This is a genomic window from Paenibacillus sp. P46E (assembly GCF_001909095.1).
GTDB lineage: Bacteria > Bacillota > Bacilli > Paenibacillales > Paenibacillaceae > Paenibacillus_AQ > Paenibacillus_AQ helianthi.
The window spans coordinates 58,888-83,148 of sequence record NZ_LVYZ01000044.1 but is presented as its reverse complement, the minus strand read 5'-3'; the positions used below and the strand labels follow the sequence as shown (position 1 = coordinate 83,148).

Annotated in this window: 19 protein-coding genes; 12 read left to right on the top strand and 7 right to left on the bottom strand. The window is 48.5% G+C overall.

The features are described 5' to 3' along the window. The first annotated feature begins 82 nt into the window (after window positions 1–82). The gene (locus A3849_RS16175) at window positions 83–1,624 is read left to right on the top strand and encodes a 2-isopropylmalate synthase (protein ID WP_074112343.1); all 1,542 of its coding nucleotides are present in this window, start codon (window positions 83–85) and stop codon (window positions 1,622–1,624) included. Window positions 1,625–1,975: 351 nt separating this feature from the next. After that, window positions 1,976–5,767, top strand: coding sequence for a collagen binding domain-containing protein (locus A3849_RS16170; RefSeq protein WP_074112342.1), 3,792 nt, complete (start codon window positions 1,976–1,978; stop codon window positions 5,765–5,767). Window positions 5,768–5,879: 112 nt separating this feature from the next. Here A3849_RS16170 and A3849_RS16165 read toward each other — a convergent pair whose 3' ends face one another. Further along, a complete protein-coding gene (locus A3849_RS16165) occupies window positions 5,880–7,010 on the bottom strand; it encodes a response regulator (protein WP_083613537.1) in 1,131 nt (376 codons plus the stop codon). Window positions 7,011–7,029: 19 nt separating this feature from the next. Beyond that, the gene (locus A3849_RS16160) at window positions 7,030–10,113 is read right to left on the bottom strand and encodes a hybrid sensor histidine kinase/response regulator (RefSeq protein ID WP_218619243.1); all 3,084 of its coding nucleotides are present in this window, start codon (window positions 10,111–10,113) and stop codon (window positions 7,030–7,032) included. Between the two features lie 195 nt (window positions 10,114–10,308). Between A3849_RS16160 and A3849_RS16155 the strand changes: the two genes are divergently transcribed. Genes A3849_RS16155 through A3849_RS16140 form a run of 4 tightly spaced genes read left to right on the top strand, consistent with a single transcriptional unit; the run spans window position 10,309 to window position 12,965 of the window. After that, complete coding sequence (locus A3849_RS16155; protein WP_074112340.1) at window positions 10,309–10,851, top strand: RNA polymerase sigma factor; 543 nt, start codon at window positions 10,309–10,311, stop codon at window positions 10,849–10,851. After that, window positions 10,848–11,303, top strand: coding sequence for an anti-sigma factor family protein (locus A3849_RS16150; protein ID WP_074112339.1), 456 nt, complete (start codon window positions 10,848–10,850; stop codon window positions 11,301–11,303). The genes A3849_RS16155 and A3849_RS16150 overlap by 4 nt, the downstream gene beginning before the upstream one ends. A gap of 53 nt (window positions 11,304–11,356) precedes the next feature. Next, the gene (locus A3849_RS16145; RefSeq protein WP_074112338.1) at window positions 11,357–11,854 is read left to right on the top strand and encodes a hypothetical protein; all 498 of its coding nucleotides are present in this window, start codon (window positions 11,357–11,359) and stop codon (window positions 11,852–11,854) included. A 19-nt stretch (window positions 11,855–11,873) separates the two neighbouring features. Next, window positions 11,874–12,965: a DUF4097 family beta strand repeat-containing protein gene (locus A3849_RS16140; RefSeq protein ID WP_074112337.1), complete on the top strand. Its 1,092-nt coding sequence runs from the start codon at window positions 11,874–11,876 to the stop codon at window positions 12,963–12,965. Window positions 12,966–13,150: 185 nt separating this feature from the next. Here A3849_RS16140 and A3849_RS16135 read toward each other — a convergent pair whose 3' ends face one another. After that, window positions 13,151–14,131, bottom strand: coding sequence for an aldo/keto reductase (locus tag A3849_RS16135; RefSeq protein ID WP_074112479.1), 981 nt, complete (start codon window positions 14,129–14,131; stop codon window positions 13,151–13,153). Between the two features lie 281 nt (window positions 14,132–14,412). Here A3849_RS16135 and leuB point away from each other — a divergent pair, with 281 nt between their 5' ends. The 5 genes from leuB to A3849_RS16110 all read left to right on the top strand — a co-directional run bounded on the left by leuB (window position 14,413) and on the right by A3849_RS16110 (window position 20,030). Then, window positions 14,413–15,495: a 3-isopropylmalate dehydrogenase gene (leuB, locus tag A3849_RS16130; protein ID WP_074112336.1), complete on the top strand. Its 1,083-nt coding sequence runs from the start codon at window positions 14,413–14,415 to the stop codon at window positions 15,493–15,495. A 239-nt stretch (window positions 15,496–15,734) separates the two neighbouring features. Then, window positions 15,735–16,274: a peroxiredoxin gene (locus A3849_RS16125; RefSeq protein ID WP_074085834.1), complete on the top strand. Its 540-nt coding sequence runs from the start codon at window positions 15,735–15,737 to the stop codon at window positions 16,272–16,274. A gap of 223 nt (window positions 16,275–16,497) precedes the next feature. Next, window positions 16,498–16,905, top strand: coding sequence for a hypothetical protein (locus A3849_RS16120; protein ID WP_074085833.1), 408 nt, complete (start codon window positions 16,498–16,500; stop codon window positions 16,903–16,905). 344 nt (window positions 16,906–17,249) lie between these two features. Beyond that, a complete protein-coding gene (locus A3849_RS16115; protein WP_074112335.1) occupies window positions 17,250–18,353 on the top strand; it encodes an ATP-binding protein in 1,104 nt (367 codons plus the stop codon). A 111-nt stretch (window positions 18,354–18,464) separates the two neighbouring features. Next, entirely contained in the window at window positions 18,465–20,030 is a 1,566-nt protein-coding gene (locus A3849_RS16110; protein WP_256700796.1) for a leucyl aminopeptidase, read from the top strand. A 145-nt stretch (window positions 20,031–20,175) separates the two neighbouring features. Here A3849_RS16110 and A3849_RS32945 read toward each other — a convergent pair whose 3' ends face one another. The 4 genes from A3849_RS32945 to A3849_RS16095 all read right to left on the bottom strand — a co-directional run bounded on the left by A3849_RS32945 (window position 20,176) and on the right by A3849_RS16095 (window position 22,900). Next, complete coding sequence (locus A3849_RS32945) at window positions 20,176–20,313, bottom strand: hypothetical protein (RefSeq protein ID WP_167374757.1); 138 nt, start codon at window positions 20,311–20,313, stop codon at window positions 20,176–20,178. 95 nt (window positions 20,314–20,408) lie between these two features. After that, window positions 20,409–20,603 (bottom strand): FeoB-associated Cys-rich membrane protein, encoded by a 195-nt coding sequence (locus A3849_RS16105; RefSeq protein ID WP_074112334.1) that lies wholly within the window; start codon window positions 20,601–20,603, stop codon window positions 20,409–20,411. Between the two features lie 45 nt (window positions 20,604–20,648). Beyond that, a complete protein-coding gene (feoB, locus tag A3849_RS16100) occupies window positions 20,649–22,661 on the bottom strand; it encodes a ferrous iron transport protein B (protein WP_074112333.1) in 2,013 nt (670 codons plus the stop codon). Beyond that, window positions 22,658–22,900, bottom strand: coding sequence for a FeoA family protein (locus A3849_RS16095; RefSeq protein WP_074085829.1), 243 nt, complete (start codon window positions 22,898–22,900; stop codon window positions 22,658–22,660). Before A3849_RS16095 ends, feoB begins: the two co-directional genes overlap by 4 nt. A gap of 237 nt (window positions 22,901–23,137) precedes the next feature. Here A3849_RS16095 and A3849_RS16090 point away from each other — a divergent pair, with 237 nt between their 5' ends. Continuing rightward, window positions 23,138–24,100 carry an aldolase catalytic domain-containing protein gene (locus tag A3849_RS16090; RefSeq protein WP_074112332.1) on the top strand — a complete coding sequence of 321 codons (963 nt, stop codon included), beginning with the start codon at window positions 23,138–23,140 and terminating at the stop codon, window positions 24,098–24,100. Window positions 24,101–24,261: the final 161 nt, after the last annotated feature.

The following is a 24,261-nucleotide window of genomic DNA, read 5'->3' as shown; positions in this document are numbered from 1 at the left end:
GTGTGATTCTCAGATGCGGCCGTGTTTTTTGCGGGCCGCATTTGAGGGTTTTAGCACAATCTTTTTCAGGAGGTGCTCAGCTTTGCGGAAAATATATGTGTTCGATACGACGTTGCGTGACGGAGAGCAGTCGCCGGGCGTCAATCTCAATACACGTGAAAAGGTAGAGATTGCGTACCAGCTGGAGAAGCTGGGGATTGACCGGATGGAGGCAGGGTTTCCTGCAGCGTCACCCGGAGACCTGGCTGCGGTAAACGCGGTAGCAAGAGCCGTAAAGAATGTAACTTTGATTGGCCTCTCCCGTTCCAGAGAGAGCGACATCGATGCGGTTAAAGAAGCGCTTCAAGGAGCGCAGGACCCCTGCATTCATCTTTTCCTGGCGACATCACCGATTCACCGGCAGCATAAGCTCCGAATGGAAAAGGCCCAGGTTCTGGAGACTGCACAAGCTGCCATCCGATATGCCAAGAAATATTTCTCCAAGCTGGAATTCTCATTGGAGGATGCCGGCCGCACTGAACGTGACTTCATGGCTGAAATGGTGGCGATGGCGATTCGTGAAGGTGCGAATGTGGTCAATATTCCCGATACTGTCGGTTATCTGAACCCCTCGGAATATGGTGCAATCTTCAAGTTTCTTAAGGACACCGTACCAGATATTGAAAAAGTTCAGCTTAGCGCCCATTGTCATAATGATTTGGGAATGGCTACAGCGAATACGCTGGCTGCGATTCAGAACGGTGCCGATCAGATCGAAGGCACCATTAACGGCATCGGCGAACGCGCCGGGAATACAGCTATTGAAGAGGTAGCTCTTGCGCTGGAGACACGGAGTGAGTTTTTTGATGCCAAGACATCGCTGGTACTTTCTGAGATCGCCCGTACCAGCCGTCTGGTCAGCAAGCTGACAGGCATGGTGGTTCCAGGCAACAAGGCGATTGTCGGTGCTAATGCCTTCGCTCATGAATCCGGGATTCACCAGGACGGCATGTTGAAGGAGAAAACCACTTACGAAATCATGACACCTGAAACCATCGGGCTTAAAGAGAGCAAGCTGGTGCTGGGTAAACATTCCGGCCGCCATGCATTCCGCGACAAGCTCAGTGATCTGGGCTATGAGCTCTTGGAAGAAGAACTGAATACTGCGTTTGCCAAATTCAAGGATCTGGCAGATAAGAAGAAGGAAGTATCCGATGAGGACATTCTGGCACTGCTGGATGAAAAACTAATCGATACGCCGGAAGTTTTTAGCCTGCAGACGATTTATGTCACTTACGGCAATGAGGCCACTCCTACAGCCAAGGTAGTCATTAACGGGCCAGACCCGCAACCGATTATTGCATCGGCTGAAGGCAACGGGTCAGTAGATGCGATCTATAATGCTATTGATCAAGCGACAGGGGAGGAAGTCACGCTTGGTGACTATTCCATCAAGGCTGTAAGCCGGGGCAAGGACGCGCAGGGTGAAGTGCATGTTGTATTGTCACAGGGTGAGGTTGCCGCACAGGGCCGGGGACTCAGCACAGATATTCTGGAGGCGAGCGCCAGAGCTTATCTGAATGCGCTCAACAAGCTGCTGGAGAAACGTAAGACGTACACACAGCGTGATCATGCGCAGTTGTAGCCCTCAAGACTTTTGTTTATTTAGTGTAATTTTTGAAGCCATTCCTTCAGTGGAGTCCCCTCTGCTGACCGGATGGCTTTTTTTGTGCTGCAGTAATTTGAATGATGTTTCAGATAGCTCTGTTGCCCATAGAGTTTGCTGGAAGACATCAGTGTTTTATCAGTGACTTTCGTTACTAAATAGAATGGTATCTGTGAAATTAACTCTAGGTTTTTGTCGTTTTTGTGAAGAAACAATCGGGAATAGCAGAAATATATCGGTATGTACATAGGCTGTTCAGAAATTGTTCATGCGTGAAGATTACAGTTAAGGCTGATATCTTACTCGGGGAGAAGAAGGAGACAACTGGTAATGAATAAAAAAAGAATGGCAGTCATACTTAGTTTACTTATCATTTTCATACAAGGGGCTTACAGCTTTGGCTTCAACACACAGGCCAACGCAGCGGAAATCACCGACAATATCATCACCAGTGTAACTATGGCCGTGTATGACAATGGGGTTCCCGTAACAGACGTTGTCTATAAGCAAGGGGCTGAAGTGAAGCTTACCTATAATTGGGAGCTTCCGGATTCAACGTATAAAGGCGGTGATACATACAGCTTCGAGTTGCCTGACAAGTTTGTGCTTGCAAGTGATATTAGCGGAACTCCTCTGATGTTTGACGGCGTTCCTCTGGGTCATTTTGATGTCCTGAAGGGCAATCCGAACAAAGTGGTTATGACCTTTAACGATGACATCGAAAGTTATTTCGGTGTACATGGCTCCTTTACCATAAGCACCAAATTCGATAAAACTAAATTTACGGAAACGACTGTCCAGCAGATCGTATTCCCGATCAACGGAGGCAATCAGACGGTGACGCTTACGTTTATTCCTGATGTCACCTCTCCCATTGCCAAAAGCGGAGTTCCGACCGGCTCCAACAAGGATAACCTGAACGCCAAGCAGATTATTTGGACTGTAGACGTGAACAAAGTGCTGTCAAGTGTCCAAGGAGCAACGGTTACCGACACGCTTCCTGCCGGCCTGACGCTGGTGAATCCGCTGGACGTCAAGGTGTTTAACCTTAATGTGAAGCTGGATGGTTCCGTCACGCAGGGAGCGGAGCTCGATGCTTCGCATTATGCTGTAATGATACCTTCCGGCAAGTTGAATGTTGCTTTTAATGATTCAACGATCACGGGGGCATACCGTATCCAATATACTACGGACATAACGGATGCTGCCAAGACGAGCTTTACCAATAGTGCAGTCTTCAGTGGTTCAAACCAGGCGGCGGCTACAGCATCATCGACTGTGAACGTATCGCAGGGCACTTTTTTAAAGAAGTCGTCCACTAATTATAATCCGGCAACACAGGTGACAGACTGGGAGATTGATTACAACTATAATGAGCTGCAGGTTGCCCAGGCAAATGCTGTTTTGAAGGATTACTATAACAACACGCAAGAGCTGGTGCCTGGTTCCCTGCAAGTGTTCCCGGTTAATTTCCTGACCAGTTCAAGCGGCACGGCAGGAACCATTGAATCTACCAATTATACAATGAGTGCACCTTCGGTCCCGGTCAGTGGGCAAAACGGATTCGAACTTAAATTCACCAGTGATCTCAACGGCGCTTACAAAATTAAATATCAGACTAGAGCCATCAACCGTGTAGAAGATAACACGACAATCATGAATTCGGCTACTTCCGGAACTACTACTGTAACAGGTACCCGGGACATTGGTCAGGTAATCATCAGCAAAAAAGTAGCGGATTACAACTACCTTACCAAAACCGTCTCATGGTCTGTAACCTTAAATGCAGACAGCTATCCGATGGATGAAGTGGTGGTTAAGGATATATTCACGAACAAAGGACTGAAAATTGTACCCGGCTCTATTGTGGTTAAAAAAGGGTCGGCTGCGACTAGCACAGGCTATACCATTCAAAACCTGGATGATACTGCCGGATTTGACGTGGTATTCAACTCACAGATTACAGGACCGTATACAATTACTTATGATACGTATTTTGATAACAACTGGCTTAGTTACAACTGGTTGAACACTGCAGCCAAGTTCGAGAATAAGGCAATGGTGAACTGGAAAGATCCCGGTTCCACAACAGTGAAGACTAAGACGGTAATTGCAGCTTTCGATCCGAATGCGTCGGACAAAGCGAACGGCTTCAAGAACGGAGCCTACAATGCGGTGAGCAAGGAAATCACTTGGACCATTGGCGTTAACTACAACCGCAATCCGCTGACAAATGCCAATGTATCGGATGTGCTGCAGAGCAATCAGCAGTATGTGCCGGGTTCGGTGGAGGTCTATAATCTGAGTGTTGCCAAAAACGGGGACCCCTCCAAAGGCACTAAACTTGTGCTGGGCACAGATTACACCGTGGCTTATACGGAGAGCAGCAAGCTGCTGCAGGTGAATTTCAAGAATGATATGAATTCGGCCTACTACATCATTTTCAAAACAAACCTGCAGGGACAGCTCGTTGAGTCACCGACCATTGCCAATACCGCTAATTTATACAGTGGCACAACGGCTGCATCCAAGGATTTGACTGCTTCACTTACGATTCCCAAGGGTGGAGAATATGTGGCAAAGAGCGGAACACAGAGCAACACCAAGATAAAATGGACTATTAATATCAATAACAGCCTGTCTTTCATTGAAGATGCAACGGTTACGGATGATCCAAGTGACAATCAGATCCTGCTGTCTGATTCGTTCAAGCTGTATCCGACAACGGTAAATGCAGGCGGCGATATTACTAAGGTGACAACACCGCTGGTGAAAGGAACAGATTATGATCTGGTCATCAGCACGGATGAGAATACCGGAAAACAGCAATTTGTGCTTACATTTAGAACAGATATTGAGAAGCCCTACATTCTTGAATATGAGTCACTGATTGTGGCCAACAACAATGATAAAGTATCCAATAGTGTGCGGCTCAGCGGCAATAACTCGACCACAATCACCAAACAAAGCAGTAAAGAGATAATAGTAGCTCTATCAAGCGTAGACGCAGTGGGAACCGGAACCCGCAAGACACTATATGTTGTGAAAAAAGATGCTGCGGATCAGGCACTGCTGAGCGGGGCAACCTTTGCCCTGTACCGTAAGTCAGGTTCGACGGAAGTTCTCATTAATCAGCTGACGACAAATTCAAACGGAGCCGCTGCCTTCAATAATCTATGGCCCGGAACTTATGTACTTCAGGAGGTTGCCGCTCCAGCCGGGTACGATCTCAACCCGACTAAGTTTGCTGTAACCTTCAATTCAACAACGGAAACAACGATGACGGTGACTGACAATAAGACAGCTACGCCAACACCGACAGCAACGCCTACAGCAACACCGACAGCAACGCCTACAGCAACACCGACAGTGACGCCTACAGCATCACCGACAGTGACGTCAACACCGACAGCAACGCCTACAGCAACACCGACAGTGACGCCTACAGCATCACCGACAGTGACGTCAACACCGACAGCAACACCTACAGCATCACCAACAGCAACGCCTACAGCATCACCGACAACAACGCCTACGATATCACCGACTTCGCTGCCGACACCTGGGGCTTCTACGATACCGGGAGTCATTATTACAGCAACGTCTACGGCGTCTGCCACACCTGTACCGTCTGCCACGCCTGTACAGGCATCGGCAACACCAGCAGCCACACCGGGGCAGCCTGTGGTAAGCAGCACACCTGCTGTTCCACAAGCCACTCAGGCTACTACAATTGTTGATGTTCCAATTGAAGGCGAGATCCCGCTTGGCGGCATTCCAAGCATTGGAGATAAACCGGATCATGGTACTGTTACAATTACTCCAGACGGCAAATGGACCTATACACCGGATTCCGGCTATATTGGAAAAGATAAATTTACGATTGTTGTAACCGATGAAGACGGTAATGAAGAAGAAGTTGTCATTGAGGTGGGGATCGATGATGTACCAAAAGGTACAGTAACCGATACAGCGGATAAAGGAGATGACGCACTGCCCGGTAAGCTTCCGCAGACTGGAGAGAACAGTCCGCTTCCGCTGTATCTGACAGGCGGAGGTCTGATTGTACTGGGAGTTCTTCTCAGCAGAAGATTCAAGACACGCATTAAACAGGGGAAATAGTAAACAGCCGCTGATTAAGAGAATAGGTTGCACAATTACACCAAAGACACCCGGAGCTTCCGGGTGTCTTTGGTGTTGTATCTTAACAAAATGAGTATAGGAACAAGAGATGCTAAATGCTGAGATTAATATGCTTCCAGTTCTCGAACCAGTCTGTGATATGGGGCGGCAGTTCAATGTTCAGCTCACGATTCAGCAAGTCGCACAGCGTACTGTACTGCTGTTCTACCGCTTTTCGCTCACCCATGCTGTCATAGACTTTCATGAGGTCCAGATGGGCTTGCTCGAAATAAGGCTGGAGCAGAACAATCCGCTGATAGGTCGTAACGGCTGCAGAAAGCTTACCGTTGCTGACAAAAAATTCAGCCAGGCCGGTGGCATGATGCAGCCAGATGGTGCGCAGCCGCTGACGCTCGCTTTCGGCCCATACATAGCCATAATCCCCTAAATAATCACCGGTATAGAAATCTAGTATCTGTTGATGCTCTGTATAATTCTTTTCGTTAATTACAGGCAGCGACAGAATGCTCTTCTCCCACTCGACAGTATCAATCAGCAATCCTCCTGTTTCTAGAACATAGCCTTCATTGGCACTGTTGATCTGGAGCTCAATCCCCGCCTGCTTCAGGCATTGCCGCACCTGATAAATCGTGGTGTAGAGAAGAGTGGAGGCTTTTTTATAATCCAATTCAGGCCATAGCCATTCGATCAGATAATCCTTGATGATCAAGCGGTTTCTGTTATGGAGCAAATAGGCGAATACTTCCTGGGCCTTCAAGGTGCGCCAGCGGATGCTCTGTAACGGCTGACCGCTGAGCTCAAAGCGGATCGACTGCATACAGTGAAGCATAACTCTGGCTTGATTTTCCGGCACTAGTTGAGCTTTGGCCGATTCCAGACGCTGCACCGTCTTTTGCAAACGGTCACGCCGCACAGGCTTAAGCACGTAATCAAGAGCATTCAGCTCAAAAGCGTCCACAGCATAATCATTATAGGCGGTTACAAACACAATGCTTGCCCTGGGACAAAGATTCTGCATAAGCTCGGCCGCCTGCATACCGTTGATTTCCGGCATTTCAATATCCAGAAAGATTACATCAGGATCTAGGCTTGGTGCTGCACTTAGGGCTTCGCTCGGGTCTGTAAAAACACCGGTAACCGTAACTGTGCCCAATTCTTCCAGCATCAGCTGCAATTTCATAAGCGCCAGCCGTTCATCATCTACCAGCAGGGCTTGAATCATAACTGATTCCACCACCTCATTAAGTATTCTTTGGCATTGCTCCCGGAGAAGCCTCTGACTTGCTTAAAGGAATAATGAAGCTGACTACAGTCCCCTTAAGGACTGTGCTATCGATAGTCAGTCCACGGCCATACATTCGCATCAGCCGTTTGTGGGTGTTCTGCAACCCGATTCCCCGTTCAGGTTCAGGGGGCCCGGTAAGCAACTCGGCTAGAAGCTCTGCACTTATCCCAATGCCGTTGTCGGCAATGGTGACTTCAGTGCCCTCTCCAAGCTGTCTGACAGAGATCTCTACACGGCCGCCTTTGGCACGATTCAGAATTCCGTGTCTGACCGCATTCTCCACGAGAGGTTGAATCGTTAGCGGAGGAAGCAGGAAATGGAGATCCGGATCCAGTGACCAGGCGATTTCCAGACGGTTCTCAAAACGTTCCTTTTCGATATAGAGATAAGCCTCGACCAGCTCCAGCTCACGTTCAAACGGGACTAGCGGTTCGGCATTAAGGAAGTTAAAGCTTAACCGCAGGTAGGAGCTGAACGCATCAATTAATTCACTCATTCTTCCCGTATCAAAGGAGGCCAGCGCTGAAATGGAATTTAGGGTGTTGAATAGAAAATGCGGCTGAATTTGCGCTTGCAGATAAGCGGCCTCTACGCGGAGCTGCCTGGAGACAGATTGTTTCATTTCAGTTAAAAAACGAACCCGCATCCGCAGTTCCATAGCATTTACCGGCTTGCTTACATAGTCATTAGCTCCAGAGACGAACCCGCTATAGATATCCTGCGGCTGGTTGCGTGCTGTAAGAAGCAGAACCGGCAGTTCTGTGACCAAGAAACGTTCACGTATCCGCCGGGTAAGCTCATATCCAGACATCACAGGCATCATTACATCCGAAATGACCAGATCCCATGATTCCTCATCCAGGAGCAGCAATGCTCCCTGTCCGGTGGTAACGGTTTTGATATCATAATCATCGGCGAGAAGTGCGGTGAGTATCTTTAGATTGACAGGATCATCATCTACCGCGAGAACTCTGGACTTGGACATTCTGTCAGAATGTCCCCTGCTTTGATCCTGAACCTGCGCATTTAGAACCGGTGCTGCTTCTCCGGCCTCGGGAAGGAAGACATCGTTATTAACAACCATCCCTGACGGCTCATCGGCCAATTGCAGAGTAAAGGTGAAGACTGAGCCTTCATGTGGGCTTGAGACTACGCTCAAGCTTCCCCCGTGCAGTTGAACAAGCTCTTTGCAGATGCTGAGTCCAAGACCGATCCCCCCGCCCATGGCGGTCATACTGGAATCACCCTGCTCATAGGGATCAAACACTCTGCGCTGTGTTTCCTGATCCATTCCAATTCCAGTGTCCATAATATGAATACGGGCCGTTTGCTGGTGAATATCCGCATACACGCTGACAGTGCCCTTCTCTGTATATTTAACGGCATTTTGCAGAAGGTTGAACAGAATTTGAATGATTCTTTTCTCATCACCAATTACATTTGGAAAGTTTTGTGGAATATCCATCTTAAGCGCTATGGGTTTTTCCCCAGTCATAAAACGCAGCATGTCCACTACTCCCGAAGCCGCGGATTGAATGTGGAGGCTTTGCAGCTTCAATTGGATATTGCTCTCGCGTAGCTGTGACAGATCCAGCAGATCGTTGAGCAGCAGGGACATGCGGCGCCCGACGGTGATCAGAAGTTTCAAATCCTCGGCGTTCTGCTTATGCAGAGTGCTTTTATCGCTGGACAACACCGCTTCAGCAATATTTATAATGCCGTGAAGCGGATTTTGCAGCTCATGTGAGGTATTGGCCAGAAAGTCATCCTTTTGCTTGATAGCCCGTTGGAGGCTTTCGGCCAGCTTGGCTGTATGCGCCGCATTCCAGAAGAAGCGGCGGAACCAGAAAGTGGCAAAAGCCAGAAAGGCAAAAATCAGATCAAAAGGATAGAAACTGAGCCCTAACTCGGTATTGTTTTTGACTGAACCCCATATGGTGCTGCTGATGATACTGGTTATGGCCAGGAGCAGGAAAATCGTCCCCTCCTCATTTCGTATAAAGGATTTGTAGATGATGATAAAAATGCCTATAGCCAGAGATAGTAGCAGATGTCCGTATTGATAGCTCAGTACCGAAAAGAGAACACTGCTGCTGGGAACAGTAATCAACAAACCTGCGAATAAAGAGGTAATAATGGACAACACCCGCAGCCACTTTAAACGCTCATTCGGAAATAGCAGCTGTCTGGCCAGATGAAGCATGAAAAAAAACGTTCCTAAATAAGCCAGCCGCAATAGCTTGAGCGACCATCCGTTGCTGATAGGCAGCCAGAGCATTAACAATCTGTCGTCATCCGACAAAATGCTGATTGTTGCAAAGGTCACCATCAACGTGAAATACAGCAATACCTTTTGACGCGGGATGATCAGGTACAAAATTACGGCATAAGCGGCGTGAAGCAGCAGTACAATGCAGACTGCAAGCTCCATTCCGATGGTTAGCAGGCGCTCCTTATGTATGGTCTGATCGTTACCGAACAAGACCGGCCGCAGAATCCCTCCTGAGTCGGTGTCAAAGTCGGCCACCTGCAGTATCAGTTCAGCTTCACCGTTGACTGTATTGAAAAATACTGGATAAGGAACAGCCCGGGCTGTGTATTCTTGTGCCTTTTCAGCAGGGAAGCCTGAGTGCCCAACTGTCTTGCCGTTTACATAGAGGACGGAGGACGAATTTATCTTAGGGAAAATCATCCCAATCCGCTGCTCCGGCTGCTCCGTCAGAATCTTCAGACGATAAGTGGCGTAGCTATAAGCTCCATGGTCCTGCTTCATCGCTTCTTTCCAACTGCCTGGAACGTGAATATAGCTGCGTTTAGTCTCTGGAGAAATAACTGTATGGGTACGGCTGGTGGGAGCAAGCAGTGTACCGGGGTAGAGTTCCCACTCGCCACCCAAACTGTAAATTTTGTCGTCCGGGAACGGGGTGCCGCGCAAATCAAGTACACCCTGTAACGCCTTAAGCGGGACCGGGAGGGGATGGATGCCGATCCATAGGAAACGCAGGCCGGTAAGTCCTATCAGGAAAAGTACGATTACCACAATAAGTTTTTTCTTTGTCATAGTGTTACATAGTTCGACAAACTCAGGGGTATCCCTTCAAAAACAGAGTATTCTTGTTGTAGGATATAGAATAGAGGATTTGAAATTACCGGGATTAAAAAATATTAAATAAGTTGCAGGGGAAGCCAGAGGGCCGGCGTCTAACATTATGAAGCTGAAGGAGGGGAGAACTACTTGGAAGAGGCAGAATGGATATCAGCCGTGCTAGACGGGCAGCATCAGGCTTTTGGGCATTTGGTGTCGCGCTATCAAGGCATGGTGTATCGGGTATGTATCAAGATTACAGGAGAAGCCGAGTCGGCCAAGGATATGGCCCAGGAAGTCTTTATCAAAGCCTACAAGGCGCTCCCTTCCTTCAGAGGGCAATCCTCATTCTCCACATGGCTATACCGGATTGCTTACCGGACCTGCCTGGACTGGAAACGGGCCAATGACAGGGAATGGAAGCACCGCAGTACAGCGGATTATACAGAGAATGATTGGGTGACATCGCAGACGCCTGAGCATGTGCTGCTCCGCAAGGAAGCATCGGAGGAGCTGGGCGAGAATCTGAACCATCTCACAGAACCGTACCGGTCGGTCGTGCAGATGTATTATTTTCAGCGACACTCTTATCAGGAGATTGCCGAGCAGAAAGGCGTTTCGGTAAAAACAGTAGAGTCACAGCTGTACAGGGCCAGACAGATGATGCGTAAAAACGGGGAGGAATGGCGATGAATTGTGCAACAGTCAAAGAATGGATGCCGCATTATATCGAAGGCTTGCTGTCTCCGGAAGCGGAGCTGAGAATCCGTCTGCACATCGAGTCTTGTCCCGATTGCGCACAGTGGCTGGAGGAAGCTAGAGAAATGTCTGCGCTATGGAATGAAATGGAGAATGGACAAGAGTCCATGGATGCACTTGATTTTCCGGATATTACTGCCGATGTTATGGGGCAAATAGAACAACTGGAATCGGGTCGCCGGGAAAGGGCAGTCAGAGCAACTATGGCAAGACGCCGCACAGCTCCCAGAACCTCTTGGGTACATTACGGGGTCGCGGTCGGTTTGACTTTCCTGCTGCTGCAGCTTGGGGTGTTCAAGGATATGGCCTACGGTATCACTGAGATTAATGGGCATATGTCCACATCAGTCAGCGCCTGGCTTAACTCCGAGGGTACAAATAAATAAATAAATAAATAAATAAATAAATAAATCAGCAACTTCAAATAGGAGGATATTATATGATCAAAAAAAGACGTTGGCTCACCTTTCTTCTGGCTATGATTCCGGGAATCGGGCATCTGTATTTAGGCTTCAAAAAATTGGGGCTTGAGTATATGATTGGAGCAGCACTGTGTATTATTTTTATCCCTTCCATGCCAACGGTTTTCCCGTTCGCTTTGGCTGCTCTGTGGTTCTATCAATTATTTGATGCTCTTCAGAAAGCAGCGTGGATGAAAATAGCCGCCGAAGAACATGAACGTATGATGTTCCATCCTGATAGCTACGGGGTGCCCTGGGGTATGGGGATGCCTGCCAGTCCGGCTTATCCGAATGATGAAGTTAGTCCGGTCTGGGTTGGTTTCGGCTGTGTAACTGCTGGCATTCTGCTGCTGATCATTACCACCTTTCCGGGGCTCTGGGATTTACTCACCGATATGAATATCGGATCCATTCTGTTGTCCCTGGGGCTGATCGGCTACGGGCTGAGAATGCTGAAGAAAAATCCAAAAGTATAGAGAAATGGGGAAATGAACAATGGCGAGATGGAAGATCGGCAGTTTTACCGCAGCCTTGGGCTGCATCATGTTGGGGGGGATTATTGCACTGGCCCAATTTGATGTGGTTACTTACCAGGCGCTTGCGTATCTCTGGCCTGCACTACTTATACTGTTCGGGCTGGAGACACTGCTCCGGATATTTATTAAGTCCGATGCCAAAACCCGTGTCAGCGGCTGGGCTATTGTCCTGATCGTGGTATTGGTCGCAGCAAGTGGAGCCCAGAGGGTGCTGGCCGACGGCTCGCTCAGCGGAATTTTTGGAGGAACACAGCTTGTGCCGGTAACTGGAACAGTGGATGTGCAGGCAGGGATCAAAAAAGTGAAGATTGAACTGCCACACGGTAAGGTTAAGCTGAGCGGTGTGGACGGAAATACGCTTGACTATGAGGGGAAGCTGGAAGTCCCGGGGAAATCGGAAAGTGAAGGGTCTAGCGCACTGGAGCAGAAGTGGTCAGTTGTAGCCGAAGGAGACACCTTGACCATGAAGCTGGAAGGGGAATCCGGCTGGCTCTCCAACATTCATATTGGATTTAATTTCAAAGATCCCTATATAAATGTCAACCTTCCCAGCAATCTTGCAGTAGAGGTTGAAACCAGTGACGGATCGATTGAAGCTGGAAACTTGAAGTCTGGTGTTGAAATGGATACTAGTAATGGAAGACTGGACATTCATGATGTAGCCGGCGGTGTAGATGCGCATACCAGCAACGGGACATTAACTGTGCAGAATGTGCAGGGTGAAGTGAAGCTGGTCAGCTCCAATGGTGCTCTGAATCTTGGGAATATCGACGGTTCACTATACGCCAAGAGCAGCAACGGCAAGATCACGATTAACTCGGCGATCACAGGCGAATGGGAGTGCTCCTCCAGCAACGGCAAGATTGTAGTGGGCCTGCCGGCTGTTACCGATGCAACAATTACAGCAGATACCAGCAACGGTTCACTCAAGGGGAATGTCAAATGGGATGGTGACGATAACAGTCACGGAACTGCTGTGCTCGGGAGCGGGACGCACAAAGTTTCCTTGTCTACAAGTAACGGATCAGTGACGGTTGATACGGCAGAATAACTGGGAGCTTTAGTTAAGTATTCATGATGCTGACTAAGTAGACCGGATGCGAATAAAAAGAGCTGTTGTGCCTGGCAGAATAATTGCCAGGCACGACAGCTTCTTTTTTTGCGGTGTGAAGTGAGGGCTCAGCACCCCATCTGTTGCTTCTTCTCGTTAGACTTTAAGCTTACATGGAATTCATTCTACCAGGCATAGGCCTTCGGTGCTGCACCGCCCGGGCCAGGGAAGATCTCGTCCAGACGCTTCAGTACGGATTCGTCCAGAATGACTTCAAGGCTGCGCAGTGCGCTTTCGAACTGCTCCAGCGTCCGCGGTCCGATGATTGGAGCTGTGACTGCCGGATTCGCCAGCAGCCAGGCCAGTGCGATGTTGTCCTGCGGTTCGCCAAGCTCAAGGCTGAGTTCAGCAAAAGCTTCAAGCTGGTTCTTGTACTGTTCTACCCGATCCGCGTTCCCGCCGCTGCGGCTGCCCTCGATTTTCTTGAGCGCATTGCGTCCCAACAGTCCCCCGTCGAGAGGACTCCAGGGGATAATCCCCAGACCGAGGTTCTGGGATGCTGGAAGAACCTCCAGCTCCGGCAGACGGCAGGTGAGGCTGTATTTATGCTGCTCCGATACAAGCCCCAGGAATCCCCGGGCTTTGGCTTCCTGCTGCGCTACTGCGATATCCCAGCCGGCAAAGTTGCTGGAGCCGACATAGCCGATTTTCCCCTGGCTGACTGCGAGTTCAAAAGCGCTCCACAGCTCGTCCCACGAGACACTCCGGTCTACATGGTGCATCTGATACAGCTCAATGTGATCAGTCTGCAGACGCAGGAGCGAGCCCTCTAGATGCCGCCGAATAATATAGGACGAGAGACCGCTTTCATCATTAGGGCCGTCAAGCTTGTCGCTCATGGCGCCATAGACTTTGGTGGCCAGTACTACCTTTTCCCGCCGTCCGCCGCCCTGCTTGAACCAGCGTCCGATGATCGTCTCGGTAAGTCCGGAATTCTCACCCCAGCCATACACATTGGCCGTATCAAAAAAGTTGACCCCCGCATCCAGCGCGGCGTCCATAATACGGAAAGCTTCCTTTTCATCCGTAATCGGACCAAAATTCATCGTTCCGAGACAAAGGCGGCTGACCTTCATACCGGATTTTCCAAGCTTTGCATACTGCACCACACAACAACTCCTCTAATTGTAATGGCCAAGCCGGTTATTTGCATAAGTACATACTTATTGTAAACAACTTAAGAATCAAGAGCAAATGAACAGACGGTACTTCCGGGTGGGGAATCGCTAGTGCAAGGTCAGCTGGCCTGTATTCATTTATTTTGCGTTATAGGCTGGGCCTATCACTCCCATAGAATCTATATCTTTGTCCTTTGGGCCTAGGTATGATACAACAATATACAGAAGAACTATGTCTGCGAGCAGCAGAAATCAGAGGAGTGACGGGAATGAGCGAGGTCAAAAAAATCGCCGTAATCGCCGGGGACGGTATCGGACCTGAAGTTGTGGCAGAAGCGTTGAAAGTATTGAAAAAAACGGAAGATTTGTTCGGTTATGCGTTTGAAACCGAGCAGGCACTCTTTGGCGGAATCGCCATTGATGAACGGGGAACTCCGCTTCCGGAGGACACACTGGAGATCTGCCGCAAGGCGGATGCCGTGCTGCTGGGTGCGGTAGGTGGACCGAAATGGGATAACAATCCGAAGGAACTGCGTCCGGAAACTGGCCTGTTGGGTATCCGTAAGGCGCTGGGGTTGTTCTCCAATCTGCGTCCGGCTGTCGTTTTCGATTGCCTGAAGGATGCTTCAACACTGAAGCCGGAAGTACTGGAAGGCACGGACCTTATGGTGGTCCGCGAGCTCACCGGCGGCATTTATTTCGGAGACAAGCTGCGCCGTCAAGGTGAATTCGGCGAAGAGGCTGTGGATACTTGCGTATATAATGTTACGGAAGTGGAGCGCATCGTGCGCCAGGCCTTTGAAATTGCCGGCAAACGCCGCAACAAGCTGGCAAGTGTAGATAAGGCGAATGTTCTCGAGACTTCACGCCTCTGGCGTGAGGTTGTGAACAGAATTGCTCCGGAATATCCGCAAGTAGAGCTGGAGCATGTGCTCGTTGATAACTGCGCTATGCAGCTGCTGCGTCGTCCTGCCAGCTTTGATGTTATTGTGACTGAGAATATGTTTGGCGATATCCTGAGTGATGAAGCAGCGATGCTGACCGGTTCGATCGGTATGCTCGCATCGGCATCGCTGGGCGAAGGCAGCTACGGTCTGTATGAACCGGTACACGGCTCTGCGCCTGATATTGCCGGACAAGGCCTGGCAAATCCGATCGCTACGATTCTGTCGCTCGCTCTAATGTTCCGTATGACCTTTGGTTATGAGGCAGCGGCAGCGGCCATTGAAGCTGCAGTGGCAGAAGTGCTTGATGCCGGTCACCGTACCAGTGATATCGCTGTAGACAAGAGTAAGGCTATCAGCACTACAGCGATGGGTGATCTCATTGTTGCCGCTATCCGTAAAGCCTAGGATGTAATCCAGCTGTTCTCCTTTTGAAGCAGAAAAACAAAAAACTTCACAGAAAATTGCTTATTTATAATAATTATAAAAAAGTAATGACTGTAATATTGACTTTAATTTTGTACGATGATACCATTTGGTCTATAGCAACAAGTATTCACCAACTCATCCAATCAAGAAAAGCATATTGCACTGGAAGTGGATTTCAACAATTGTTTTTCTTACATACTCAAAGGAGGATTTAAGCAATGGCAGAACGTTTGGTAGGTAAACCAGCCCCAGATTTTACAATGGAAACCGTAACGGGCGACGGTAAAGATTTCGGTAAGGTTAGCTTGTCCGACTATCGCGGCAAATGGCTTGTATTCTTCTTTTATCCGCTTGATTTCACCTTTGTATGTCCTACAGAAATCACAGCATTAAGCGATGCTGCAGCTGATTTCACGGCACTTGATACCGAAATTCTTGGTGTAAGTATCGATTCGGTACACAGCCACAAGGCTTGGATCACTACACCTAAGGATTCGAACGGTCTTGGTCCCATCAACTTTCCGCTCGCATCTGATATCACTAAGAAGGTTGCCAGTGATTATGGTATCCTGATTGAAGAAGAAGGTATCGCTCTGCGCGGCTTGTTCATCATCGATCCTGACGGTGAACTGAAGTATCAGGTAGTTAACCACAATGATGTAGGCCGCAGTGTAGAAGAAACTCTACGTGTTCTGCAAGCTTTGCAATCAGGCGGACTGTGCGCCATGAACTGGAAACCCGGCGATAAGAACCTGTAAGCTGGGGCTCAGTTAAGCACCGATCTTTGAGATATTTAAAGAACCTCCTTGCGGGAGAAATCCCGGCGAGGGGGTTTTTTGCACCAAATAGCCCGTAGGCAACGGATCTCCCGTATGAAAATGGGCGCAAAGGTTATTTTATAGCTTCAGGGAGAGGAATCTCCAGTGCCATTGTGTAATATAATATTAAATCAATGTAAAATACCAAGGAGGGTGAACAAAAATGAGCTTTTGCTGTGGAGCGAGTATGGTTGGAACGAAGGGAACCCTAAAGCATTATCGCACGCAAGTCCATAATGTTCCCCTGCTTTTTTGCCCGGTCTGCCATCGGGTAGAGGTACATTATAAAGTTGAAAATGAGTATGAAATCTTGGCTGAATATGCTCATGGAGACGGTGTGACAGATGTTGACTTCCAGGATTATGTGATGGAAGACGAGGAAGCCATTTTCGAGAATGTCATCAATGTAGAGAGTGAAGATCCGCTGCACATCGTGCGCAGCCAGATTGATATGGCCCTTGACCTGCTGGCCGTAGCCAAGCAGATCGAAGATACCAAATGGGAGCGGGAGCTTAAGAAACGTCTGGCTGTAATGAGTCAGCGGCGCCACCGCTTGCAGCAAAAAGCCTGATAGAACAGACTGTTGCTGGAACAGCCTGATATGTAGATCCAAGAGTCTTCGCTATCGCGGAGGCTCTTTTTGCAGTCAGTTTAACTAAAAGTGGAGGGAAACTGGTTTCACAATAGGAATAAGTGTGTCTTTAGAATCATTTTAGGAATAATTTTGCAATTCGACAGTTTCTCTGATTGCGTTGTCTGCTTCTCTTGGATATGATTGGAATATAGTTGAAACGGTTGGATAATATAATACGATTTCCGAATGTTCTGGCGGCTTCGTCATATACTCATATACATAGTAATTTGATGTCGCTTAAGCGTCTTCGTCAAATGCAGTAAAAGGGGGAACTTCGTATCGTGATAAGCCAATATCAGGAAAGCTTGCTTCTGCCGGCAAGAACGTTTCAAACTGGGCCGATGACTACTACATATGAGGATGTACTCGAGCAAATGGACAGCGGAATCATGCTTTTTGATGAAGAAGGGGTACTAACATTTGTGAACAAGCAAATGTATGCTATCCTGGGACTGAGCAGGCATTCGTTGTTGGGCTGCACTATGATTCATTTATTGTCTAATATCCAGATGAACCGGTTCAAGAAGAAACAGGTATTGCGCGGATATCGTGAAATGATGAAAAAAGGTAAGCCAAGCTATGAGTTTGTAGATGAATACGGCCGGTATTGGAAAGTAACTTTATGCAGTGGCGAACAAATGAAAGGCTGCTATCTGTTCACGTTCAAGGAAATCTCCGACTACAAGCTGATTGAGCAAACAGCATATCAGAACGACAGTCTGGTGATGCTTGGCAAATTGTCAGCTTCGATTGCTCATGAAATCCGTAATCCGCTTACAGCGATCCGCGGTTTTATACAATTACTTCATCCCCATCTTCATCAGCTGGGCAAGGAGGAATACGCCAAGATCATATTAGCGGAGATTGACCGGGCCAATGATATTATTCATGAATTTCTCATGTCCTCCAAACCCTCCGTGCCTCAGGTAGCCATGATCTCTGTATCGGGGTTGCTTAAGGAAGTTGTCCTGCTTACCGAGAGTGAAGCATTAATGAAAGGCTGTGAGATCCAGCTTCAGCCGTTTCAGGAGGATATGATCATCTCCGGCGATATCAAACAGATGAAGCAGGTCGTTCTCAATATGATAAGGAATGCGATGGAAGCAATTACTGAAAAAGTGGATGACGCTATGGGCAGGATCGAGCTGGGGGCTCGCAGAGAAGGGGCGGAGGTTCGCATCTTTATCTCTGATAATGGTAAAGGGATGGATATCTGTACCTTGGACAGGTTGTTCAATCCCTTTTTCACCACGAAGGAAAACGGGACTGGACTTGGTTTGTCCGTCAGTGACCGGATTATCAAGAACCATGGGGGATGCATTTCGGTCAGCAGCCGGCTTAACGAAGGCACACGATTTGTCATTTCGCTGCCGCTGATTCAGTAATTCAATATCCACCCGTATATTTAGGTAAATTAGATTCATGAGAGGCTGATTCCCGCGCAGCAAGTCTGTGTAGGAATCAGCCTCGCTGTGTTATGGTGGAGGAAAACATCATTGGACTATTGGCCAGGAGGGATTCTTATCGATATTCATTGGAGCAGTGGCAGCCCGTCAAAGACACTACAGGCTGATGCCTTATGCATCTTTATATCTGAGGCTGAATGTGAAGGTGGCAATATGGCTGCTGAATGGTCCGGGCAAATAAGCATGCTGGCTAAAGCCGGATTATTCGCCGGGAAGCTGAACCAAACCTATACTATCCCCGTAGAAGGATGGCCTGAGTTACCTGTTGTCATTCTGGCCGGCAGCGGGAGCGGCCTTCTGCAAGCGGAGGAACTTCGTCTTCTAGCCGCTCAGGCAGCCCGTGCTGCACTCAAGCTGAAGGCTGCCAGACTCCTTATTCAGGTGCCTGACACCTTAAGTCTGCTGACGGATGTTGGAGCTGAAGAGGCCAGTCAAGTGCTTGCGGAGGGTGTTATTCTAGGTGGATACCTCCGGATGCATTACAAGCGGGAACAGCCAGTCTACACTGGACTGGAGTCTGCTGTGCTGCATATGGAACGGATAGCGGAGACCGCAGAGTCTGATGAATGGCTGCAAGGGATTAAGCAGGGAAAGGCATTTGGTGAAGCGACCCATTTGGCACGTCGTCTTACCAATCTTCCAGGCAATCTGCTGACACCTTCAGCACTTGCAAGAGCCGCGATAGAAATTGCTGAGCGGCACGGATTCCCTGCAGAAGTACTTGATGAACAGGAGATCGAACAAAAAGGTATGGGGGGCTTGCTTGCGGTTGGCAAGGGAAGCGTGCACCCACCGCGGATGATTGTAATCCGTTACCAGGGGACTAGCCAATGGAAGGATGTTACAGCAATTATCGGCAAAGGCGTTACGTTCGATACCGGTGGTATTTCCCTGAAAAGAGCGCCGGGTATGGAAGATATGATCAGCGATATGGGGGGGGCAGCAGCGGTGCTCGGGGTCATGGATGCGCTTGGGACTCTGCGTCCGCGGATTAACGTGGTAATGGTTATTCCTTCCGCTGAGAACATGCCTGCACCTAATGCCTTCAAACCGGGAGACATTATTACCTCCCTGAGCGGACGAACCATTGAAATACTAAATACCGATGCGGAAGGCCGAATTATACTGGCGGATGCCCTTACCTATTCCCGGGAATGGGGGGCAGAGCGGATTATCGATGTAGCGACCCTGACAGGTGCTGTACTATCGGTTCTGGGTGACATTGCAACAGGTGCTGTAACCAATAACGAGGCAATGATGGAGGGATTAGAGAGGGCTTCGATTAGAGCTGGAGAGAGGATCTGGAAGCTGCCGGTGTATCCCGAGTTTCGGGAAATGCTGCGGAGTGAGGTAGCTGATATCCGCAATGCGGCCGGGAGATACGGCGGAGCCACAACGGCAGGATTGTTCATTGGCGAGTTCGCAGAGGGTCTGCCATGGATTCATCTGGACATTGCCGGAACGGCATTTCTGTCCAAGGAACGAGGAGTGAATCCGAAGGGAGCAACGGGGGTCATGGTTCGCACGCTTTTACAATATTTACTCCATTTAAGCTCCTACGAAGAAGCACGTTCTGCAAATACAGTGGAAGGCTAGCCATTTCCAAATCGATTACAACTAAAAGCCGCGAGACCCTTATTACAAGGTCTTGCGGCTTTTCGCATAGATATAAGAATTCGTCTATTCTGCAGGGCAGCTATAATAACCTATAAGCGTTGTCCAATCTGTTCCAACGTTCCGGCTAGATGTTCTTTTTGGCTCTCATCTGGGAAGTGATAGATTGAATGCCATTCATGACCTTGTTACGCGCATCCTTGTTTCTGAGCAGGTAGGCTGCTCCAAGTGCTGCTGTAGTCCATAACGTCTTTTTGGTATTCATGTGTATTCCCTCCTTGGGTTGGTCTGGCTGTAGTTGCTTATTAGTAACATACCCGCATCCCAGGGATCCTAAACGAATCTGTTTGCATTGGCTGGTCAAGCCTTGGCCGAATGTTTGGTATCTACAGGTCCTCCGCTGCAGGAGAAAGGAGAATCGGATGAAGCGGCTGCGCAGGTCTTGCTTTTATCACAGCCGGCGCAAGCGCCCTGTTTGCCCTTCTGCACGTGACGGTAGATCATCCAACCGGAGTAACCAAATACAAGCGCTATAATTAATATATTAATAATCATTGCTGTTCCCCGCTTTCGCTCAAATTACTTTTGGTTAACCGAATTTTAAGACAATCCGAGTAAGCTGCCGCCTTGAAAAATGACCAGTGCAACAATATACGCCAGTGCAACGGAGTAACCTATGGAGAAAAAGGTCCATTTCCATGAAGCTGTTTCTTTCTTAATTACCCCCACAGTAGCCAGACAAGGAGTGTAGAGCAGAATAAAGGCCATAAAGCTGACCGAGCTGAGTGGTGTGAACACCTGCGAGATTTGCCCTTCCAGTCCTGCAGCATCCGGGGTATGGTAGATGATATTCATGGTGGATACCACCACCTCTTTGGCCAGAAAACCTGGAACGAGGGTGGAACCGGCCTGCCATGTGCCAAATCCAAGCGGATGCAGCAGCGGCGCAATCATTCCGCCAAACTTAGCCAGGAAACTGTTGTCCATGTCCACATTCAGTCCGGAAGGACCAGCGTAGGACATCAGCCAGATGATAACGGAACCGGCGAGAATAATCGTTCCGGCTTTGCGCAGAAATCCCTTACCCTTTTCCCAAGTGCTGCGTCCAAGGGTCTTCATTTGCGGCATCCGGTAAGGAGGCAGCTCAATGATGAAAACGGAAGATTCATTCTTGAACAGATATTTTGAGAACAATTTGCACAAAATAAGTGCGAACACCACGCCCAGCACATACATCGTAAGTACTACAGTGGCCTGCTGGGCGGGGAAGAATACTGCTGCGAACAATAGATATACCGGCAGCCGGGCGGAACAGGACATAAGTGGCATCAGGAGTGTGGTCAGCATGCGGTCTTTAGGCTGTTCGATACTGCGCGCGGCCATAATCGCAGGTACATTGCAGCCGAAGCCGATTATAAAAGGAATAAAGGCTTTACCGTTCAAGCCCATGCGTTCCATTGTACTGTCCATCAGCAGACAGACGCGAGCCATATAGCCGGAGTCCTCAAGAAAAGAAATCATCAGGAACAGAATGAAAATCTGCGGGACGAATACCACTACGCCACCAACCCCGCCAATGATTCCGTCTACGATAAGCGCATGTGTAAATCCTGATGCACCAATCGTCTGAAGCAGTGAATTTGCTCCATCGCTGAGCGGGCCGGAAATAAAGCCATCCACCATATCAGACAAAGGACCGCCGATCCAGTCAAAGGTTGTCTTGAACATGGCGTACATGAAGACGATGAACAGGGGGAGGCCAAGGAAACGGTGAGTCAGGACAGCATCCAGGCGTTCGGTCAAATTATGCGGTTTGATAAGTGTAGTATCTATTGCAGCTGCACATAGAGAACGGATAAAGTCCATACGGACTGAACGAATCCATTGAGGCAGCGTCAATGCAAGCTTGCGGCTCTGCAGTTCACTCTGACAGCTGTCGCAGATGGCCATAAGCCGTGAAGTATCTATACGTTTTTTGAGCAGTTCAAGAACCACCGGATTCTGCTCCATTAATTGAAGCGCAATCCAGCGCAGATTAGGCAGCCCCTGAATAGCCTGTAATTCTTTTTCAATAGAAGCGATGGCTTCCTCGGCTAATTCACCATAGTCCAGTTTGAAGGTTACCCGGGGAATAGCCGAGGTTTGCTCCAGAACACTGAGTACTTGTCCGCTGCCTTTGCCCGTTCTGGCAATCAGCGGGAGGACAGTAATACCAAGACGTGATTCCAGCACCTCAGGATTGACCGAGATGCCGCGTGCTTTGGCCACATCCATCATGTTGAGTCCCAGGACAGTAGGTTTGCCGTATTCCAGCAATTGAAGTGTGAGCAGCAGGTTCCGTTCAAGCTGGGAGGCGTCAACGATATTAATGAGGGCTTCCGGGGATTCCTCGATCAGATATTGCGTGGCCACACCCTCATCACGGGAGAGCGGGTGTAGTGAATATATGCCTGGAAGATCTATCAGCTTGCCGGCACCATTCTTCAGGCTTCCGACTTTTTTCTCTACCGTTACGCCTGCCCAGTTACCCACATATTCATAGGAAGAGGTCAATGTATTAAAAAGCGAGGTTTTACCGGTATTAGGATTCCCTACGAGAGCTATTGAACTCATGAGACGTTCACCTCGATCATGGAGGCTTCCTTCCGGCGGATGGCGAATAGTTGACCGTTACATTCTAGGGTAATGGGACCCAGAAAAGGCCCTTTTCCTTTCAGACGGATCATAACGCCTTCAGACACCCCGAGATCAGCCAAGCGGCGCCGCAAGATGGGATTCATGCCTTCAATTCTTTGGATGGAGCCCATGGAGCCCGGTTCTAAGCGCAGTAAGGAGCAGGATGTAGAAGCCATTTGTAATCCCCCCGAGAGAGATTGATAATCAATCTCAATTGTTTTCTTGTACTGTAGCATTTTAGGTGACATTTTACAGTGATATTTGTCATTGCGCAACCCTGGTGAAAAGGGTTATGCAAATAATCTGAAATTTCCTTTACAATTGTTTCTTTGCTCAGTATGATTGAACGATAATGACTGCATAGGAAGTTATCCTGGCAGGAAAATGAAGGTTATAGTTGAAGGGAGAACACAATGGTCAAGAGTAATCAGAGCAAAATTGTCGACTGCACCATCCGTGATGGCGGGCTGGTAAATAACTGGGATTTCAGTGTTGAATTTGTTCAAAATTTGTATGCCGGTCTGAATGAAGCCGGTGTTGATTATATGGAAATCGGTTATAAGAATTCGCCCAAACTGCTTAAGGGAGCTGAGGGGGCAGGGCCTTGGCGTTTTTTGAATGATGATTTTCTGAGAAAAGTTATCCCGCAGAAGGGTCATACCAAGCTCTCTGCACTTGTGGATATCGGACGGGTGGATGAGAATGATATTCTGCCCCGCAGTGAAAGTATGCTGGATCTGATCCGTGTAGCCTGCTACAGCAAAGATGTGGACAAAGCACTGCAGCTGGTGCAAACCTTTCATGATCTAGGTTATGAGACTACCATTAATATTATGGCATTGTCGAATGTTATGGAGAACGAATTGCTGGAGGCTTTTGAACAGATTCGCGAGAGCGTTGTAGATGTTGTATACATTGTAGATTCATACGGAAGCCTTGACCATAAAGACGTTCATTATCTGGTGGAGAAGTTCCAGACTCATCTGCCGAATAAGCGTTTGGGCGTACATACCCATAATAATCTGCAGCTGGCTTTCTCTAATACACTAGTAGCTGCCGAAAAAGGTGTAGAACTGCTGGATGCTTCCTGCTACGGGATGGGACGTGCTGCCGGCAACTGTCCAACCGAACTGCTGGTTACCCATTTGAAGAATACCAAATACACGCTCCGTCCTGTAATCGATATTGTTGAACGACTGATGATTCCTCTGCGCGAGAAGGAAGAATGGGGTTATATCATTCCGTACATGATTACGGGAACACTGGATGAGCATCCGCGTTCTGCAATGGCGCTGCGTGCATCTGAAGAGAAAGACAAAGCCGTTGAATTCTATGACAAGCTGACCACGCCTGAAGTGAATTTTGGAGACAAATAAAGGCTTCATAAGGAGCACTGAACTCTTCAACAGGGTGAAGTGCTTTTTATTTGTTTTATTTGTTTTATAAGAAGCTGAATGTAACTTTAAGGAGCTATCAAACCGATATTTATACATAGGACATAAATATATCCATTCACTTATTATAGATATCAATTTCA

Coding starts and splice junctions, on each gene's coding strand:
- A3849_RS16170 (WP_074112342.1), top strand. CDS start 1,976: ATGAATAAAAAAAGAATGGCAGTCATACTTAGTTTACTTATCATTTTC.
- A3849_RS16145 (WP_074112338.1), top strand. CDS start 11,357: ATGATCAAAAAAAGACGTTGGCTCACCTTTCTTCTGGCTATGATTCCG.
- feoB (WP_074112333.1), bottom strand. CDS start 22,661: ATGAGTTCAATAGCTCTCGTAGGGAATCCTAATACCGGTAAAACCTCG.
- A3849_RS16095 (WP_074085829.1), bottom strand. CDS start 22,900: ATGGCTTCTACATCCTGCTCCTTACTGCGCTTAGAACCGGGCTCCATG.
- A3849_RS16105 (WP_074112334.1), bottom strand. CDS start 20,603: ATGATTATTAATATATTAATTATAGCGCTTGTATTTGGTTACTCCGGT.
- A3849_RS16140 (WP_074112337.1), top strand. CDS start 11,874: ATGGCGAGATGGAAGATCGGCAGTTTTACCGCAGCCTTGGGCTGCATC.
- leuB (WP_074112336.1), top strand. CDS start 14,413: ATGAGCGAGGTCAAAAAAATCGCCGTAATCGCCGGGGACGGTATCGGA.
- A3849_RS16090 (WP_074112332.1), top strand. CDS start 23,138: ATGGTCAAGAGTAATCAGAGCAAAATTGTCGACTGCACCATCCGTGAT.
- A3849_RS32945 (WP_167374757.1), bottom strand. CDS start 20,313: ATGAATACCAAAAAGACGTTATGGACTACAGCAGCACTTGGAGCAGCC.
- A3849_RS16165 (WP_083613537.1), bottom strand. CDS start 7,010: ATGATTCAAGCCCTGCTGGTAGATGATGAACGGCTGGCGCTTATGAAA.
- A3849_RS16125 (WP_074085834.1), top strand. CDS start 15,735: ATGGCAGAACGTTTGGTAGGTAAACCAGCCCCAGATTTTACAATGGAA.
- A3849_RS16120 (WP_074085833.1), top strand. CDS start 16,498: ATGAGCTTTTGCTGTGGAGCGAGTATGGTTGGAACGAAGGGAACCCTA.
- A3849_RS16150 (WP_074112339.1), top strand. CDS start 10,848: ATGAATTGTGCAACAGTCAAAGAATGGATGCCGCATTATATCGAAGGC.